This is a genomic window from Lentzea sp. NEAU-D7, from assembly GCF_026242055.1.
GTDB lineage: Bacteria > Actinomycetota > Actinomycetes > Mycobacteriales > Pseudonocardiaceae > Lentzea.
This window is the reverse complement of record NZ_JAPJDL010000022.1, coordinates 1-16,627: the sequence shown is the minus strand read 5'-3', so window position 1 is coordinate 16,627 and position 16,627 is coordinate 1. Positions and strand designations below refer to the sequence as shown.

Genomic DNA, 16,627 nt, shown 5'->3' with positions numbered 1-16,627 from the left:
CACGGGCTAGAGATGCACCACCGGGCAGGTCAACGTCCGGGTGATGCCTTCGACGTTCTGGATGCGCGCGACCACGAGCTGGCCGAGCTGGTCGACGGTCTCCGCTTCGGCGCGCACGATGACGTCGTAAGGACCGGTGACGTCTTCTGCGGTGGCTACCCCGGCGATCCCGGAGATCTCGGAGGCGACTGCGGCGGCCTTGCCGACCTCGGTCTGGATGAGGATGTATGCATGCACCACGGCGTGCCCCTTCGTCGCGACAGGTTGGGTCGAGGTAGGAACGTGTCACGCAACGTACCCCAGTTGGGGTTCCGAATGCTCAGATTGGGAGGCAACTTTGCGTCCGGAGCCGCCGCGCGACGCGGAGACGGTCGCCGATGTGGGTGAGTTCAACCTCATCCACCGGGTGACGACCGGTCGGGCGCAGCCGGAGACGACCATCCTCGGTCCGGGTGACGACGCTGCCGTCGTCGCCGTCCCGGACGGACGGGTCGTGGCCTCGATGGACGTCCTCGTAGAGGGTGTCCACTTCAGACTCGACTGGTCCAGTCCCGAGCAGGTGGGCCGAAAAGCGGCCGCCGTGAACCTCGCCGACGTCGTCGCGATGGGAGCGCTGCCGTCCGCCCTGCTCGTCGGTTTCGCCTGTCCCGCGGACACGCCCGCGTCGGTCGTCGAGGGGATCATGGCGGGGCTGTGGGAGGAGGCGGCGAAGGCCGGGGCGGGCATCGTCGGAGGCGACATGGTCAGCTCCGCCACGCTCGTGATCTCGATCACCGCCATGGGCGACATGAACGGACTCGAGCCGATCACGAGGTCCGGAGCGCTCGTGGGCGACGTCGTGGCGGTCACCGGACGGCTCGGCTGGGCCGCCGCGGGGCTCGCCGTGCTCGGCCGCGGGTTCCGTTCCCCGGTCGGCATCGTGAACGCCCAGCGCACCCCGGAGCCGCCGTACGAGGAGGGGCCCAGGGCCGCCGAGGCCGGCGCCACGGCGATGATCGACGTCTCGGACGGACTGCTGCAGGACCTGAGTCACATCGCGGACTCCTCAGGCGTGGCGATCGACATCCGCACAGAGTTGCTGCCGTTGCACCCGCGCCTGCTCGACGTCGCGTCGGCGCTCGGCGGGGACGCGCGGCACTGGGCGCTGACCGGAGGTGAGGACCACGCCCTCGCGGCGACGTTCCCCGGTCCGAAGGCGGTGCCGCCCGGCTGGACGACCATCGGCACGGTCCGGGCAGGCGGAGGTGTGACGGTCGACGGCAGGAACTACGAAAAACCTCCTGGCTGGGAGCACTGGCGCGCGTAGAATTCAATCCGTGGAACTATGCACGCGCGCGTATGACCATCCGGACTCGGTCAAGATGATCGCCGACCTCCAGCAGGTCTACGTCGAGCGCTACGGCGACGTCGACGTCACGCCGGTCGACCCGGCGCAGTTCGCCGCGCCGCTCGGCTACTTCGTCATCGGGTACCTGGACGACGTGCCCGTCGCCTGCGGCGGCTGGCGCGTGAACGACGAGCTGGAGGGCGCCGCCGAGATCAAGCGGATGTACGTCGTCGACTCCGCACGGGGCAAAGGCCTCTCCCGGCTCGTGCTCGCCAACCTGGAAGCCACCGCGCGCGAGGCGGGCCTGCGGCGCATGGTGCTGGAGACCGGGCTGCGCCAGCCCGAGGCGATCGCCCTGTACACGTCCAGCGGGTACGAGCGGATCGACAACTTCGGCGTGTACCGCGACCACCCGGAGAGCCGCTGCTTCGGGAAGCCGTTGTAGGTTCGGGCGCATGGCCATCTATGCGCTGGGGGACTACACGCCGCAGATCCACCCGGAGGCGTACGTGCACCCGGATGCGACGGTGATCGGCGACGTGCGCATCGGCGCGCACTCCTCGGTGTGGCCACAGGCCGTGCTGCGCGGCGACTACGGGCGCATCGTCGTGGACGAGCGCACGTCGATCCAGGACGGCACGGTCATCCACTGCACCGAGGTCCACCCGGTGCACATCGGATCATCGTGCGTCATCGGCCACAACGTGCACATCGAGGGCGCGACCGTCGCCGACGACTGCCTGATCGCCTCGGGTTCGGTGGTGCTCAACGGTTCCATCGTCGAGAAGGGCGCGATCGTCGGCGCCGGCGCGGTGGTCTCGTTCGACGGCCACGTCCGCGAACGCACGATGGTGCTGGGAGTTCCCGCCCGCGAACGCGCCGGACACGTTGTGCCGGAACAGGCCTGGGCGTTCATCGTCGAGAAGTACGTGCAGAACATCGCGTTGTACCGGGAGAAGCTCCGTCGGCTCGATTGAGTGAGATAGGGTTCACAGCCGTGGCTCGTCCCCTCAACGAAGTTGTCGAAGCCGGTTGGGCTGAAGCTCTCGCCCCCGTCGCTGACCAGATCGCCGCCATGGGTGAGTTCCTGCGCGAGGAGGTCGCCGCCGGCCGGACCTACCTCCCCGCGGGCGAGAACGTGCTGCGTGCTTTCCAGCAGCCGTTCCACCAGGTGAAGGTGCTGATCGTCGGCCAGGACCCGTACCCGACGCCCGGCCACGCGGTCGGCCTGTCGTTCTCGGTGGCTCCCGACGTGCGGCCCATCCCCAAGTCGCTCATCAACATCTACAAGGAGTACGCCGAGGACCTCGGCTACCCGTTGCCGTCCAACGGCGACCTGACCCCGTGGTCCGAGCGCGGTGTCCTGCTGCTCAACAGGGCGCTGACCGTGCAGCCCGGCAAGGCCAACTCCCACCAGGGCAAGGGCTGGGAGAAGGTGACGGAGCAGGCGATCAAGGCGCTCGCCGCACGTGACGCACCCCTGGTCTCCATCCTGTGGGGCCGCAACGCGCGTAACCTGCGCCCGTTGCTGGAACCGTTGCCCGCCATCGAGTCCGCGCACCCGTCGCCGCTCTCCGCACACGCCGGGTTCTTCGGGTCGAAGCCGTTCAGCCGCGCCAACGAACTGCTCGAGAAGCAGGGCGCCGACCCGATCGACTGGAAGCTCCCGTAGCTGTCCGTGCAAGACGTGACCTGACGCTGACGGCCGCGGGTGCGGCCGTCAGCGAGTTCGGCAACGCGTTGTCGTTGCTCGTGCTCGTCTTCTGGGCGACGCCGATCAGCCCGTTGCTGGTCGCCGCCATCCTCTTCGCCGAGCTGCTCCCGTTCGTGCTCGGCGCCCCGCTCGCCGGTGTGCTCGTCGACCGCTTTCCCAACCGCCGCCTGCTGATCACCGCGCTGGTGTTCCAGGGCGTCGCCATCTCGGCCATCGCGCCGCTGATGGGGCAGCCCGTGTTCGTGGTGGCGCTGGTGCTGCTCTCAGGCTGTGGCCGCGCGGTCGCCCAGCCCTGCATCTCCGCCCTGGTCCCGCACATCGCCGGCGAGGAGCACGCGACTCGTGGTTACGCGTGGCTCAGCACGGGGCGCAGTCTCGGCAGCATGGCGGGTGTCACCGGGGGCGCGTTGCTCGCCGGGATCTTCGGCCACCCGGCCGCGTTGCTCATCGACGGCTGCACGTTCCTCGCCTACGCGGCGCTGCTCGCGTTCGTGCGATCGGAACGCCGGCCCTCGGGCGCGCACGAGGCTCGTCCCCGTGCGCTCGCGGGCATCCGGCACGTGCGGCGGGACCCCGTGCTGTTCACGGCGGTCATCGGCTTGTCGTTCTGCGTCGGCGCGGTGGTGGTGGTCAACGTCGCCGACCCCGCGTTCGTGCGGTACGTGCTTCAGGGCGACGAGTTCGTGCTGGGCGCGATGCAGGCCTGCTGGATGACCGGGATCCTGGTCGGCAACAGGATCGCCGCGCGACTCGAGACCGTGTCCGGAGTGGTGCACGCGATCGCGGTCGGCGCCGTCACCACGGGCGTCGGGGTGCTGATCCCGGCCACGTTCCCGTTCCTCGTGGCGGCGGGGATCGGCTGGCTCATCGGTGGTGTGTCGAACGGCGTGCACAACGTCGCCTTGAACGCCGTCGTGCGGTTGCGCACGCCCGAGGAGATGCGCGGGAGGGCGTTCGCCGCCGTCGGGTCGATGGTGATCGGCGCGAACCTGGTCGGGACGGCTGCCGCGGGCGGGTTGTTGCTGGTCATCGGGCCGCGAGCGGTCTTCGCGCTCGGCGGCACCGGCGCGTTGCTCAGCGGTGTCGCCTGCCTGGTGTTCGTGCGCCGTGCCCTGAAAAGCGAAAAGAGCCCGGCTTGCGCCGGGCTCCCCTCGAACTGAAAACGATCTGTGGCGGTGATCAGCCGCGCACGACCTTGCCGGCCTTCAGGCAAGACGTGCACACGTTGATCCGCTGGCGCTGCGAGGCCGAGACCTTCGCGCGCACAGACTGGATGTTCGGGTTCCAGCGGCGGTTCGTCTTCCGCTGGGAGTGCGAAACCGAATGGCCGAAGCCCGGCCCCTTGCCACAGACGTCGCACACGGCAGCCACGTCAGCCACTCCTTCAGGTTCCTCAAGCGGTAAGTCTCGCGTCCCGGTGGGCGCGCAAGCGTGCACAAGCCTCAACCGGGCACGGCAACTCAATGAGGGTAGCCGGTGGGCTCACCCGCGACCAAACCGGGTGGATACTCTCGCCGCCATGCAGGTCATGGATGCGGTCGCGGTGCGCAGATGGGCAGACGCCTGCGTGCGGTCGTTGGACGCCAATCGGGAGTCGATCGACCAGATCAACGTCTTCCCCGTCCCGGATGGTGACACAGGCACGAACCTGCTGCACACGATGCAGTCGGCGCTCGACGCGCTGCTGCGCTCGCCCATGTCGACGGTGGGGGAGGCGCTGTCGGCGCTCGCCCGCGGCGCGCTGGCCGGGGCGCGCGGGAACTCCGGCGTGATCCTGTCCCAGGTGCTCAGGGGCCTGGCGGAGACCGTGCAGGAGGTGTCGCTGGTCACCGGCACCGCCCTGCGCAAGGGCCTGCATCGGGCCGATGAGCTGGCCACCGCCGCCGTGTCCAAGCCCGTGGCCGGCACTGTTCTGTCGGTGCTGCACGCGGCGTCCGAGGCGGCCCGTGACTGCGAGTCGGACGACCTGGACGACGTGGTGATGGCGGCGTCGCGCGCGGGTGCCGTCGCACTGGCCGACACACCCCGTCAGCTCGCTGTACTGGCCAAAGCGGGTGTGGTCGACGCGGGCGGGCGAGGGCTCGTTGTGTTGTTGGACACACTGGCCGCGGTGATCACCGGCCAGACCGTGGAAACACCGGTAGACGCTCCCTTGCTGCCGCGCACCCCGGAATCGCTGACGACCGAGCGCGAAAGCGGGTCGTCGGAGTTCGAGTACGAGGTCATGTACCTGCTCGACGGCACCTCGGAGGAGTCGGTCGCCGAGCTGCGCACCACGTTGAACGGGCTGGGCGACTGCGTGTCGGTGGTGGGCGACGGCGTCTCGCTGTGGACCGTGCACGTGCACTGCAACGACATCGGCGCGGCCGTCGAGGCCGGTGTGCGCGCCGGGCGTCCGCACCGCATCACCGTGGCGCGGTTCGCCGACCAGATCGCCGCGCAGGCTTCGCGGTTCGTGCGCGACCGGGCCATCGTGGTGGTGGTGAGCGGCGCCGTGGACCTGTTCCGCGCGGAGGGCGCCACGGTGTTCGACCTCGCTTCTTCTTCTGCGACGCCCACAGACCTGTTGTCGGCCATCGTGTCCACGCGCGCGCGTCACGTCGCAGTGCTGCCGGGTGATCCAGACCTCCGCGAGGCGTTGGACGAGGCCGTGGCGTACGCACAGGCCGCAGGGCAGGACGTGGTGGTGGTGCCGACGTTCTCGCCCGTGCAGGCTCTCGCGGCGTTGGCGGTGCACGACTCTTCCAGGCGCGCGGGTGACGACGTTGTCGCGATGGCCGAGGCCGCCGCCGCCACGCGTCGAGGCGAACTCTCGATCGCCGCCGACGAGGCCCTCACGTGGGTGGGCCGCTGCCAGCCGGGCGACCTGCTGGGCATGCTGGACGGCGAGGTCGTGCTGATCGAACCGGGCCCCGCGGCGCCGGAGTCGTTGATGGACCTGGCCTGCCGGCTGGTCGACCGCATGCTGGCGGGCGGCGGCGAGCTCGTGACGGTGATCCTGGGCGCGGACGCGCCCGAAGGCCTGGCCGACGTGCTGGAGGACCACGTGCGGGTCACCCATCCGGAGGTCGAGGTGACGGCGTATCCGGGCGGACAGCCGGACGCGGTGATTTTTGTCGGTGTCGAGTAGTTCAATGGGGCGCGATGATCTCCTTCGACGACAAGCTGCAGCCGTTGCTCGGCAAGAAGTCCGCCGACGCACTGGAGACCGGCCTCGGCCTCACGACGGTCGGTGACCTGCTGCGCCACTACCCGCGCCGGTACGACGAGCGCGGGAAGCTGACCGACATCAGGTCGCTGGAAATCGACGAGCACGTCACCGTGCAGGCCGAGGTCCGCAAGTGCCAGAAGCGCCAGATGAAGGCGCGTCGCGGCCAGATGACGGAGGCCGTGATCACCGACGGCACCTCCGAGCTGCACCTCGTGTTCTTCGGCAAGCCGGCGTTCGCCGCCGAGCAGGAGCTGCTGCCGGGCACGCGCGCCCTGTTCGCCGGCAAGGTCGGCCGCTACCGGCAGAACCTGCAGCTGGTGCACCCGGCGTTCGAGGTCCTCACCGCGGAGCAGGACGGGTCGTCGTTCCTGCAGGCGTTCCTGCCCGTCTACCCGGCGTCGCAGCACATCAACACGTGGAACATCGCGAACTGCGTGAAGCAGCTCCTGGAGATCTGGGACGGCGTGCCGGAGGACCCGTTGCCCGCAGACTTCCGCGAGGAGCAGGGCCTGATCGGCCTGGAGGACGCGCTGCGGGCGATCCACCGGCCGGAGAGCTGGGCGCAGATCGCGGTGGCGCAGCAACGCCTGAAGTGGGACGAGGCGCTGGCCGTGCAGCTGGCCCTCGCCCAGCGCCGCAAGGCCTCCACCGCCCGCCCGGCGCCCGCCTGTGCGCGCCGGTCAGGCGGGATCCTCGACGCGTTCGACGCCCGGCTGCCGTTCACGCTGACGGCGGGCCAGGTGGAGGTCGGCGAGCAGGTCGCGTCCGACCTGGAGTCGACCGTGCCGATGAACCGGTTGCTGCAGGGCGAGGTCGGTAGCGGTAAGACGATGGTCGCGTTGCGGGCCATGCTCCAGGCCGTCGACGCGGGCCGTCAGGCGGCGATGCTCGCGCCCACGGAAGTCCTTGCGGCACAACACGCTCGCTCGTTGACCGAGATGCTCGGCGACCTCGCCCAGGCGGGCCAGCTGGGCGGTGCGGAGGACGCGACCCGCGTGACGCTGCTGACGGGGTCGATGAACACGGCCCAGCGCCGTCAGGCGTTGCTCGACATCGTGACCGGCGAGGCGGGCATCGTCGTCGGCACGCACGCGATCATCCAGGAGAAGGTGGAGTTCCACTCCCTGGGTCTCGTCGTGGTCGACGAGCAGCACCGCTTCGGCGTCGAGCAACGAGCGGCTCTCTCGGCGCGCGGCGAGCGCGAGAACCCCCACGTGCTCGTCATGACCGCGACCCCGATCCCGCGCACGGTGGCCATGACGGTCTACGGCGACCTGGAGGTCTCGGCCCTGCGCGAGCTGCCGGGAGGCCGTTCGCCGATCAAGACCTCGGTGGTGCCCGTCCGCGAGAAGCCCGCCTGGCTCGACCGGGCGTTCGCCCGCGTGCGCGAGGAGGTGGCGAAGGGCCACCAGGCGTACTTCGTCTGCCCGCGCATCGGCGACGAGGAACCGGCCAAGTCCGAGGACGAGGACAAGCGCCCGGCCCTGTCCGTGATCGACGTGGCGACCATGCTCGCGGCGGGCCCGTTGCGCGGCCTGCGGATCGAGATCCTGCACGGCCGCATGCCCCCGGACGAGAAGGACGCCGTGATGCGGGCCTTCTCGGCCAACGAGGTCCACGTCCTGGTGGCCACCACGGTCATCGAGGTGGGCGTCAACGTCCCGAACGCCACCGTCATGGCCATCATGGACGCGGACCGCTTCGGCGTCTCCCAGCTCCACCAGCTCCGCGGCCGGGTGGGCCGCGGCAGCGCGCCGGGCCTCTGCCTGCTGGTCACCGAGATGCCGGAGATGACCGCGACGATGGAGCGCCTCCGCGCCGTCGAGTCCACTCTGGACGGCTTCGAACTGGCCCAGCTCGACCTCGAGCTGCGCCGCGAGGGCGACATCCTCGGCGCCGCCCAGTCGGGCCGCCGCTCGGGCCTGAAGATGCTGTCCCTGCTGCGCGACGAGGACATCATCGCGGACGCCCGCACGGCCGCCCAGCAGGTCGTGGACGCCGACCCGGACCTGGAGGAGCACCCCGGCCTCGCGGGGATGGTGGCGACGTTGCTGACGGAGGAGCGCGCCGAGTTCCTGGAGAAGACGTAGCCGGGCCTGCTCGGCGGGCTTCGCGATGGGAGCGGGTGGGCTGAGGGACGCGCGTGGGGCGGGGTGAGCTGACGCGCGTGGTCTGCGGTTGCCTGCTTGGCCGCCGCGTCGTCGGCTGACGGTTGGCTCCTCAGGAGGGCGCTGCTCGCGCAGCCGTGCGCTGTTGGCGCAGCCGTGCCGGTGTGCCCAGCCGTGCGCTGTTCGCGCAGCTGTGCTGGTGCTCGCCTAGCTGTGCCGCTGCTCGTGTGGCTGACGACCGGCCAGCCACACTCCGCTCAGCTGCTGCGTTGCCAGTTGGCGGTTCGCTTCTCAGGAGGGCGCTGCTGTTGGCGCAGCTGTGCTGCTGCTCGCGCAGCCGTGCACTGCTCGCGCAGCCGTGCTGGTGCTCGCCTAGCTGTGCCGCTGCTCGTGTGGCTGACGACCGGCCAACCACACTCCGCTCAGTTGCCGCGTTGCCAGCTGACGGTTCGCTCCCAGACGGCCGCTGCCGCTGCCGGGCCGCTGCCGGGCCGCTGCCGGGCCGCTGCCGCTGCCGGGCCGCTGCCGCGTAGCCGATGCCCCCGGCCAGCCACTCTCCGCCCACCTGACACAGCCGCCCCGCCAGCCCACCGGCGCCGCGGCGGACGCCTGACCACGTCCGCGCCCATCCCGCCACCGACGTCACCCGAAGGTGTGGGCGTGCCCACCACCGTATCTGCCCAAACGTCTGGGTACGTTCCCACGCGTGCGTCGCCTGATCATCACCGCGCTGGTAGCCGCCCTCGCCGTTCTCACCAGTCCCAGCCCGGCCCTGGCCGGGCCGATCGTGCTCACCGGCGTGGAGTCCCGCTACCCGCACGCCATCCGGCTGGAGCACGGGAAGCACCGCGGGTCGGTCCTCGTCGCGGTGCACGGGTTCCACGTCGTCAACGTCCTGCGCGCCACCAGAGCCGCCAAGAGGTTCCGGCAGGTCGGCACCTTCACCGACGAGGTGAGCGCCCACGCGTCGTGCTGCGGTCACCTCTACGAGCTGCCGCACCAGGTCGGCGAGATGCCTGCCGGGACGGTGCTGTGGGCGGGGTCGGTGGGGTTGCGGCACGAGGGCTTGAAGGCGCGGATCTGGCGCAGCGACGACGCCGGCGAGACGTGGCAGCACCTGTCCGAGTGCGCGCGGGCGATGCCGGGCGGCGGGCTCTGGGAGCCGGACCTGTCCGTGGACGCCCGCGGGCGGCTGAACTGCTACTTCGCCGACGAGACGCACGAGGAGCACAGCCGGTACATCGGGCGGTCGGTGTCGGCCGACGGCGTCATCTGGTCGGGCAAGGAGAAGGTCGTGGCCCCGTCGGCCGGCTGGCTGCGGCCGGGAATGCCGCACGTCAAGCGGCTGCCGACCGGCGATTTCTACATGATGTACGAGATCTGCTCGCAGGAGGACCAGCACTTCTGCGAGGCGTACCACCGCGGCTCACCCGACGGCGTGAACTGGGGAGACCCCAGATGGTACGGCACCAGGCCGACGACGGCGGACGGCAAGTACTTCGCGCACACGCCGTCGATCACTCTCGCGCCCAACGGCACGTCACGGGGCCGTGTGATCCTCATGGGACAGATGCTGATGTCCGCCGACGGCAAGGTCGACCCCGGCAACGGCAGGACGGTCTTCATCTCCGAGAACGGCGGCTCGGACGGCTGGTACGCGGTTCCCGCGCCGGTTCCGGTGCCGGGTGCGCGGGAGGACAACTGCCCGAACTACCACCCCAGCGGGGTCGCGTCGCTCGACGGCGACGAGCTCATCGGGTTCGCGAGCGACTTCGCGGCGAACGGCGGCTGCCACACGAGCTGGGCCACGAGCAGCCTGCCGCCGTTCCCCGGATAGGGCTCAGTCCTTCTGCCGCGGTTTCGGCAGCTGCTCGGTCTTCTGCTCACCGGAAGGCGCGGACGGCGGCGCGGGTTCCTCGTCGCCGTTGCCGTCCTCCAGCGGCTTGAGCACCGACATCGCCGCCTCCACCGCCGCCTGCGCGGCGTGGAACTGCGCCGCGAGGTTGTCGTGCGCCGAACGCAGCGACGACTCCTTCTCGGCCGCGGCGGCCGCGCGCTGGTCCGCCTCGGCGACGGCCGCTGCCGTCTTCTCTTCGGCTTCACGCACCAGCGCGGACGTCTTGGCCTCGGCGTCGCGGACGAGCGTGACGGCCTTCTCGTTGGCCTCGCGCACCGTGGTCTCCGCCTTGTCCTCGGACTCGCGCAGGGTCGCCGCCGCCTTCTCCTCCGCGGCACTGACCAGGGCGACTGCCTTCGCGGACGCGTCGGCGGTGGTCTTCTCGGCGCGGGCGACGGTCTCGGCTTCGAGGTCGGAGAGGACCTTGGCGGCCTCCTCCTGCTTGGCCTGGAGCTCGGTCTCGAGCTTCTGCAGCGCCGCGGTCCGCTTGGCCTCGGCGTCGGCGATGATCTGCTCGGCCTCGGCCCGCGCGTCCGCCATCAGCTTCTGGTGCTCCGCGGTCAGCGTCGCCTTGAGGCCGTCGTACTCCTTGTCCAGCTCGTCGTGGTACGCCTTGTACTTCGCGTCCAGTTCGGCGCGGTGGGTGTCCAGGTCGGCCGACTTCTTCTCGAACTCGGCGGCCAGGTGCTCACCGTTCGCGCGCACCTCGGCGACCAGGGCCTCGTGCTCGGCGGCGAGCTTCGCCTGCAACGACGCGTGCTCCGCCTCCAGCTCGGACCTGCGGCCGGCGGTCTGCTGGTCGAGCTCGGCGTGGCGCTGCTGGTAGTTCATCTCGAGCTGCTTGCGGCGCGCCTCGGTCTCGGCGAGCAGGCGCTGGTGGGCCTCGCGCTGGCCGGCCGCCCACTTCTCGGCCTCACCCCGCGTCGCGGCGGCCTTGTCGAGGGCGTCCTTGCGGATGTCCGCGATCTCTTCCTCGGCCAGGCTCATCATCACGCGCACGCGCTCGGTCACGTTCGACGCGCTCACGGGGCTGCTGGCGAGGTTCTGGAGCTGGATCTTGGTCTTGTCGAGGTCCGCGCGCATCGAGTTCAGGAGCTTGGTGAGCTCTCCCACCTGCGCGGCGGCCGCGTCGCGGGCGCGGTTCGAGTTCTTGAGGTCGAACTCCAAGCGGGTGACTCGTTCGTTCACCTGTCGCTGGTTGTAACCACGAAGGACAACGTCGAAATGCGGTGTGCGGGCAGTAGGCTGCCCGGCTCCATCAGCCCCGGCCATATGGCTCACCCTACCGAGATAGTCGCGAAGATCGTCACTCGATCTGGTTAAACCCACTACCGGCCGCAGTCTGACCGGGTGGTGGGTATCCACTTTGCTCTCACCACGCGAGAATCCGTGTGAACAAGACCGATCAGGATGACACCCATCACGTGGGACGGTCCTCCCAACAGGCAAGAGTCGCACGGTAACGTGCCACGACTGATGACTGCCGAGTAACACCGGGAGGGCACGGATGTTCCGCAAGGTTCTTGTCGCCAACCGCGGCGAGATCGCGATTCGCGCGTTCCGCGCCGCCTACGAACTAGGCGCGGGAACGGTCGCCGTCTTCCCTCACGAGGACCGAAACTCGCTGCACCGCTTGAAGGCGGACGAGTCCTACGAGATCGGCGATCCCGGACATCCCGTCCGCGCCTACCTCTCCGTCGAGGAGATCATCAAGGCGGCCCGCAAGGCCGGCGCCGACGCGATCTACCCCGGGTACGGCTTCCTGTCCGAGAACCCCGAGCTCGCCATGGCGTGCCGTGAGGCAGGTCTCACCTTCATCGGCCCCGTCGCCGAGGTGCTCGAGCTGACGGGCAACAAGGCGCGCGCCATCGCCGCCGCCCGCGAGGCCGGGCTGCCGGTGCTGGAGTCGAGCGCCCCGTCCTCGGACATCGACGAGCTGCTCGAAGCGTCGAAGACCATGCGCTTCCCCGTCTTCGTGAAGGCCGTCGCCGGTGGTGGTGGCCGCGGCATGCGCAAGGTGGACGACCCGGCCGCGCTGCGCGAGGCGCTGGAGGCGGCGTCGCGCGAGGCGGAGTCGGCGTTCGGCGACCCGACCGTGTTCCTCGAGCAGGCCGTGGTCGAACCGCGCCACATCGAGGTGCAGATCCTCGCCGACGGCCAGGGCAACGTGATCCACCTCTTCGAGCGCGACTGCTCCGTGCAGCGGCGCCACCAGAAGGTCATCGAGATCGCGCCCGCGCCGAACCTCGCGCCCGAGCTGCGCGACCGCATCTGCGCCGACGCGGTGAAGTTCGCGCGGCACATCGGCTACCGCAACGCCGGCACCGTGGAGTTCCTGCTCGACCCGCAGGGCCACTACGTCTTCATCGAGATGAACCCGCGCATCCAGGTCGAGCACACGGTCACGGAAGAGGTGACCGACGTCGACCTGGTGCAGTCGCAGATGCGCATCGCGTCCGGCGAGACGCTGGAGGACCTCGGCCTGTCCCAGGAGACCGTCCAGCTGCGCGGCGCGGCGCTGCAGTGCCGCATCACCACGGAGGACCCGGCCAACGGCTTCCGCCCGGACACCGGCACGATCAGCGCCTACCGCTCGCCGGGTGGTTCCGGCATCCGCCTCGACGGCGGCACGGCCGGCGCGGGCATGGCGATCAGCCCGCACTTCGACTCGATGCTCGTGAAGCTCACCTGCCGCGGCCGCACCTTCTCCCTCGCCGTCGCCCGTGCGCGCCGCGCGATCGCGGAGTTCCGCATCCGCGGTGTGTCCACGAACATCCCGTTCATCCAGGCCGTGCTGGACGACCCGGACTTCTACGAGGGCCGCGTCACCACCTCGTTCATCGAGAAGCGCCCGCACCTGCTGACGGCCCGCCACTCGGCGGACCGCGGCACGCGCCTGCTGACCTACCTCGCCGACGTCACGGTCAACCACCCGAACGGCACCCGCCCGACCGCGGTCGACCCGCGCGAGAAGCTGCCGGTCATCGACCTCAACGCGGAACCGCTCGCCGGGTCCAAGCAGAAGCTGGTCGAGCTCGGACCCGAGGGCTTCGCGCGGTGGATGCGGGAGAGCAAGGCCGTCGGCGTCACGGACACGACGTTCCGCGACGCCCACCAGTCGCTGCTCGCGACCCGAGTGCGCACCAAGGACCTGCTCGCCGTCGCGCCGCACGTCGCGCGCATGACGCCCGAGCTGCTGTCGCTGGAGTGCTGGGGCGGCGCGACCTACGACGTGGCGCTGCGGTTCCTCGCCGAGGACCCGTGGGAGCGGCTCGCCGCACTGCGCGAGGCCGTGCCGAACATCAACCTGCAGATGCTGCTGCGCGGCCGCAACACGGTCGGCTACACGCCGTACCCCGAGGCGGTCACCAAGGCGTTCGTGCAGGAGGCGACGAACACCGGCATCGACATCTTCCGGATCTTCGACGCGCTGAACGACGTCGAGCAGATGCGCCCGGCGATCGAGGCCGTGCGCGAGACCGGGACGGCGGTCGCCGAGGTCGCCCTGTGCTACACGAGCGACCTGTCCGACCCGGACGAGCGTCTGTACACACTGGACTACTACCTCAAGCTGGCGGAGCAGATCGTCGGCGCGGGCGCGCACGTGCTGTGCGTCAAGGACATGGCCGGGCTCCTGCGGGCCCCGGCCGCGTCGCGCCTGATCACCGCGCTGCGCAAGGAGTTCGACCTCCCGGTCCACCTCCACACGCACGACACGGCGGGCGGCCAGCTGGCGACGTACCTCGCGGCGATCCAGGCGGGCGTGGACGCGATCGACGGCGCGATCGCGTCGATGGCGGGCACGACGTCGCAGCCGCCGCTGTCGTCGATCGTGGCGCTGACCGACCACACCGAGCGCTCCACCGGCCTCGACCTGCAGAACGTCTGCGACCTGGAGCCGTACTGGGAGTCGGTGCGCAAGATCTACGCGCCGTTCGAGTCCGGCATCCCCGGCCCGACCGGCCGCGTCTACCACCACGAGATCCCCGGTGGTCAGCTCTCGAACCTGCGCACCCAGGCCGTCGCGCTCGGCCTCGGTGAGAAGTTCGAGGAGATCGAGTCGATGTACGCGGCCGCCGACCGCATGCTCGGCCACCTCGTGAAGGTGACGCCGTCGTCCAAGGTCGTCGGCGACCTCGCGCTGCACCTCGTGGGCGCGGGCGTCTCCCCGAAGGACTTCGAGGCGGACCCCGGCAAGTTCGACATCCCGGCGTCGGTGATCGGCTTCCTGCACGGCGAGCTGGGCGACCCGCCCGGTGGCTGGCCGGAGCCGTTCCGCAGCAAGGCGCTGGCCGGTCGTCCCGCGCCGAAGCCGGTCGAGGAGCTCTCCGCGGAGGACGAGGCGGGTCTCGTCGACGACCGCCGGGCGACCTTGAACAGGCTGCTGTTCCCCGGGCCCACCAAGGAGTTCCGCACGCACCGCGACGCCTACGGTGACACGTCGGTGTTGCGCTCCAAGGACTTCTTCTACGGCTTGCGTCCGGGCGAGGAGTACTCCGTCGACCTGGAGCCGGGCGTCCGGCTGCTGATCGGCCTGGAGGCGATCTCCGAGGCCGACGCGCGAGGCATCCGCACGGTCATGGCGACCCTGAACGGCCAGCTGCGCCCGATCCAGGTCCGCGACCGCTCGGTGGCCGCCGACATCCCGGCCGCCGAGAAGGCCGACCGCACGAACCCGAACCACGTGGCGGCACCGTTCGCCGGCGTGGTGACGGCCACGGTGGCCGAGGGTGACCAGGTCGACGCCGGTCAGACCGTCGCGACGATCGAGGCCATGAAGATGGAGGCCGCGATCACCGCCCCGAAGGCCGGTGTCGTCGGACGCCTGGCGTTGCGCGGCGCCCAGCAGGTCGAAGGCGGCGATCTCCTGATCGTCCTGGAGTAGTCCGCACTGATCTCGAAGGGCCCGGTCTCGTCGTCGAGGCCGGGCCCTTCGTGGTGCGGGGAGTGCGGAACTCCACGACGATTCCCTGCGTTGCACCGGTCACGGGGACAGGGAAGAGGGAAACGCATCATGAAGAAAGCGTTGGCCGGCCTGCTCGGCCTGGCAGGGGTGGCGTGGGCGCTGAAGGACGTGCCGAAGCAGTTGGGCGGCAAGCCAGACCCGGCCCGGATGGCACGTTCGCCGCGCTATCGCGACGGCAAGTTCCACAACGACAAGGAAGTGCGCACGGTCCCCGACCGCGACTCCTTCTCCGTCCGCGACCTGATCTTCGGCAACGAGGACCGCAAGCCGTCCGTCGCGGTCCCGCTAGTGCCGCCCGCCGCGCCGGTGTCCGAGGGCCTGCACATCACCTGGTACGGCCACGCCTCCGCGCTGATCGAGATCGACGGCGCCGCGGTCCTCATCGATCCTGTGTGGAGCGACCGGGTCTCACCCTCCGTGCGCGTCGGTCCCAAGCGACTGCACCCGGTTCCGCACCAGTTGTCTGATTTGCCCGCCGTGAGCGCCGTGGTGATCTCGCACGACCACTACGACCACCTCGACATGCAGACCGTGCAGGCGTTGACGTCGAGCACGTCCGCTGTGTTCGTCGTGCCGCTGGGACTCGGCGCGCACCTGGCCCGGTGGGACGTCCCCGCTGCTCGGATCGTCGAGCTGGACTGGGACGAGTCGCACTCCGTGGACGGCTTCACCCTCACCTGCACCGCCGCGCAGCACTTCTCCGGGCGTTCGGTGCAGCGCAACGTCACCTTGTGGGCGTCCTGGGTGATCAAGCGCGGTGAGCGGTCGGTGTTCTACAGCGGGGACACCGGGTATTTCGAGGGGTACAAGGCGATCGGGTCGGCGCACGGGCCCTTTGACGCTGTGTTGATGCAGGTCGGTGCGTATGACAACGCCTGGCCGGACATCCACATGACGCCTGAGGAAGGGGTTCGGGCGTTCGACGACCTTGGTGGTGGGTTGTTGATCCCGGTGCATTGGGCGACGTTCAACCTCGGGTTCCATCCCTGGGGGGAGCCCATTGACCGGATTTGGCGGGAGGCCAAGGCTGGTGGGGTGGCGCTTGCGGTGCCTCGGCCCGGGGAGCGGGTTGATGTTGATTCGCCGGGTGAGGTTGACGGGTGGTGGCAGGCGCTCGCCTGACTTTGCTCTGGGCGGTTGGGGCGGGACGCGATCTTGTGGGTGGTCGCCTTGCGGGCGGCGTGGTCGCGTTGCGTGCTTCCCCTGGGGGCGCTGCCCCCAGACCCCCGGCAATCTGATCAGGGGGCCCGCGCCGCTCGTGGGTGATGGCACGCCTGTTGAGTTGGGCGGCTGCCTGTTGAGTAGCTGGGCGCGTTGGCGGTGGGGTCCCATCACGAGCCGCACCAAGAGCGGGCCACAGGTAGGCAGGGGTGTCAACTCGACGAAAAGCGTGTCGAGTTGACA

At 70.1% G+C, this 16,627-nt stretch carries 13 protein-coding genes; 10 read left to right on the top strand and 3 right to left on the bottom strand.

The genetic code is table 11. The features are described from left to right. Positions 1 to 6: 6 nt before the first annotated feature. Complete coding sequence (locus tag ORI60_RS34620) at positions 7 to 240, bottom strand: Lrp/AsnC ligand binding domain-containing protein (RefSeq protein WP_030467939.1); 234 nt, start codon at positions 238 to 240, stop codon at positions 7 to 9. A 97-nt stretch (positions 241 to 337) separates the two neighbouring features. Here ORI60_RS34620 and ORI60_RS34615 point away from each other — a divergent pair, with 97 nt between their 5' ends. Genes ORI60_RS34615 through ORI60_RS34595 form a run of 5 tightly spaced genes read left to right on the top strand, consistent with a single transcriptional unit; the run spans position 338 to position 4,201 of the window. Continuing rightward, positions 338 to 1,306 carry a thiamine-phosphate kinase gene (locus tag ORI60_RS34615; RefSeq protein WP_266042219.1) on the top strand — a complete coding sequence of 323 codons (969 nt, stop codon included), beginning with the start codon at positions 338 to 340 and terminating at the stop codon, positions 1,304 to 1,306. Positions 1,307 to 1,361: 55 nt separating this feature from the next. Beyond that, positions 1,362 to 1,772: a GNAT family N-acetyltransferase gene (locus ORI60_RS34610; RefSeq protein ID WP_416234540.1), complete on the top strand. Its 411-nt coding sequence runs from the start codon at positions 1,362 to 1,364 to the stop codon at positions 1,770 to 1,772. Between the two features lie 10 nt (positions 1,773 to 1,782). Beyond that, positions 1,783 to 2,304, top strand: a complete 522-nt coding sequence (locus ORI60_RS34605) for a gamma carbonic anhydrase family protein (protein ID WP_266042217.1) — start codon at positions 1,783 to 1,785, stop codon at positions 2,302 to 2,304. A 20-nt stretch (positions 2,305 to 2,324) separates the two neighbouring features. Then, the gene (locus tag ORI60_RS34600; protein WP_266042216.1) at positions 2,325 to 2,999 is read left to right on the top strand and encodes a uracil-DNA glycosylase; all 675 of its coding nucleotides are present in this window, start codon (positions 2,325 to 2,327) and stop codon (positions 2,997 to 2,999) included. Then, complete coding sequence (locus ORI60_RS34595) at positions 2,984 to 4,201, top strand: MFS transporter (protein ID WP_323055977.1); 1,218 nt, start codon at positions 2,984 to 2,986, stop codon at positions 4,199 to 4,201. Before ORI60_RS34600 ends, ORI60_RS34595 begins: the two co-directional genes overlap by 16 nt. Before the next feature lie 19 nt (positions 4,202 to 4,220). Here ORI60_RS34595 and rpmB read toward each other — a convergent pair whose 3' ends face one another. Then, on the bottom strand, positions 4,221 to 4,412 hold the full coding sequence (gene rpmB, locus ORI60_RS34590) for a 50S ribosomal protein L28 (protein WP_030467945.1): 192 nt from the start codon (positions 4,410 to 4,412) through the stop codon (positions 4,221 to 4,223). Positions 4,413 to 4,560: 148 nt separating this feature from the next. Between rpmB and ORI60_RS34585 the strand changes: the two genes are divergently transcribed. The 3 genes from ORI60_RS34585 (at position 4,561) to ORI60_RS34575 (ending at position 10,197) form a co-directional block, all read left to right on the top strand. Beyond that, positions 4,561 to 6,171, top strand: coding sequence for a DAK2 domain-containing protein (locus ORI60_RS34585; RefSeq protein ID WP_266042215.1), 1,611 nt, complete (start codon positions 4,561 to 4,563; stop codon positions 6,169 to 6,171). 14 nt (positions 6,172 to 6,185) lie between these two features. After that, the gene (gene recG, locus ORI60_RS34580) at positions 6,186 to 8,342 is read left to right on the top strand and encodes an ATP-dependent DNA helicase RecG (RefSeq protein ID WP_266042214.1); all 2,157 of its coding nucleotides are present in this window, start codon (positions 6,186 to 6,188) and stop codon (positions 8,340 to 8,342) included. Positions 8,343 to 9,066: 724 nt separating this feature from the next. Further along, positions 9,067 to 10,197, top strand: a complete 1,131-nt coding sequence (locus ORI60_RS34575; RefSeq protein ID WP_266042213.1) for a hypothetical protein — start codon at positions 9,067 to 9,069, stop codon at positions 10,195 to 10,197. A 3-nt stretch (positions 10,198 to 10,200) separates the two neighbouring features. Here ORI60_RS34575 and ORI60_RS34570 read toward each other — a convergent pair whose 3' ends face one another. Then, positions 10,201 to 11,445 (bottom strand): hypothetical protein, encoded by a 1,245-nt coding sequence (locus ORI60_RS34570; RefSeq protein WP_266042212.1) that lies wholly within the window; start codon positions 11,443 to 11,445, stop codon positions 10,201 to 10,203. A gap of 319 nt (positions 11,446 to 11,764) precedes the next feature. Between ORI60_RS34570 and ORI60_RS34565 the strand changes: the two genes are divergently transcribed. Together ORI60_RS34565 and ORI60_RS34560 are read left to right on the top strand one after the other, a co-directional pair. After that, on the top strand, positions 11,765 to 15,142 hold the full coding sequence (locus tag ORI60_RS34565; protein ID WP_266042211.1) for a pyruvate carboxylase: 3,378 nt from the start codon (positions 11,765 to 11,767) through the stop codon (positions 15,140 to 15,142). Between the two features lie 129 nt (positions 15,143 to 15,271). Next, a complete protein-coding gene (locus tag ORI60_RS34560) occupies positions 15,272 to 16,345 on the top strand; it encodes an MBL fold metallo-hydrolase (RefSeq protein ID WP_266042210.1) in 1,074 nt (357 codons plus the stop codon). The last annotated feature ends 282 nt before the right edge of the window (positions 16,346 to 16,627 follow it).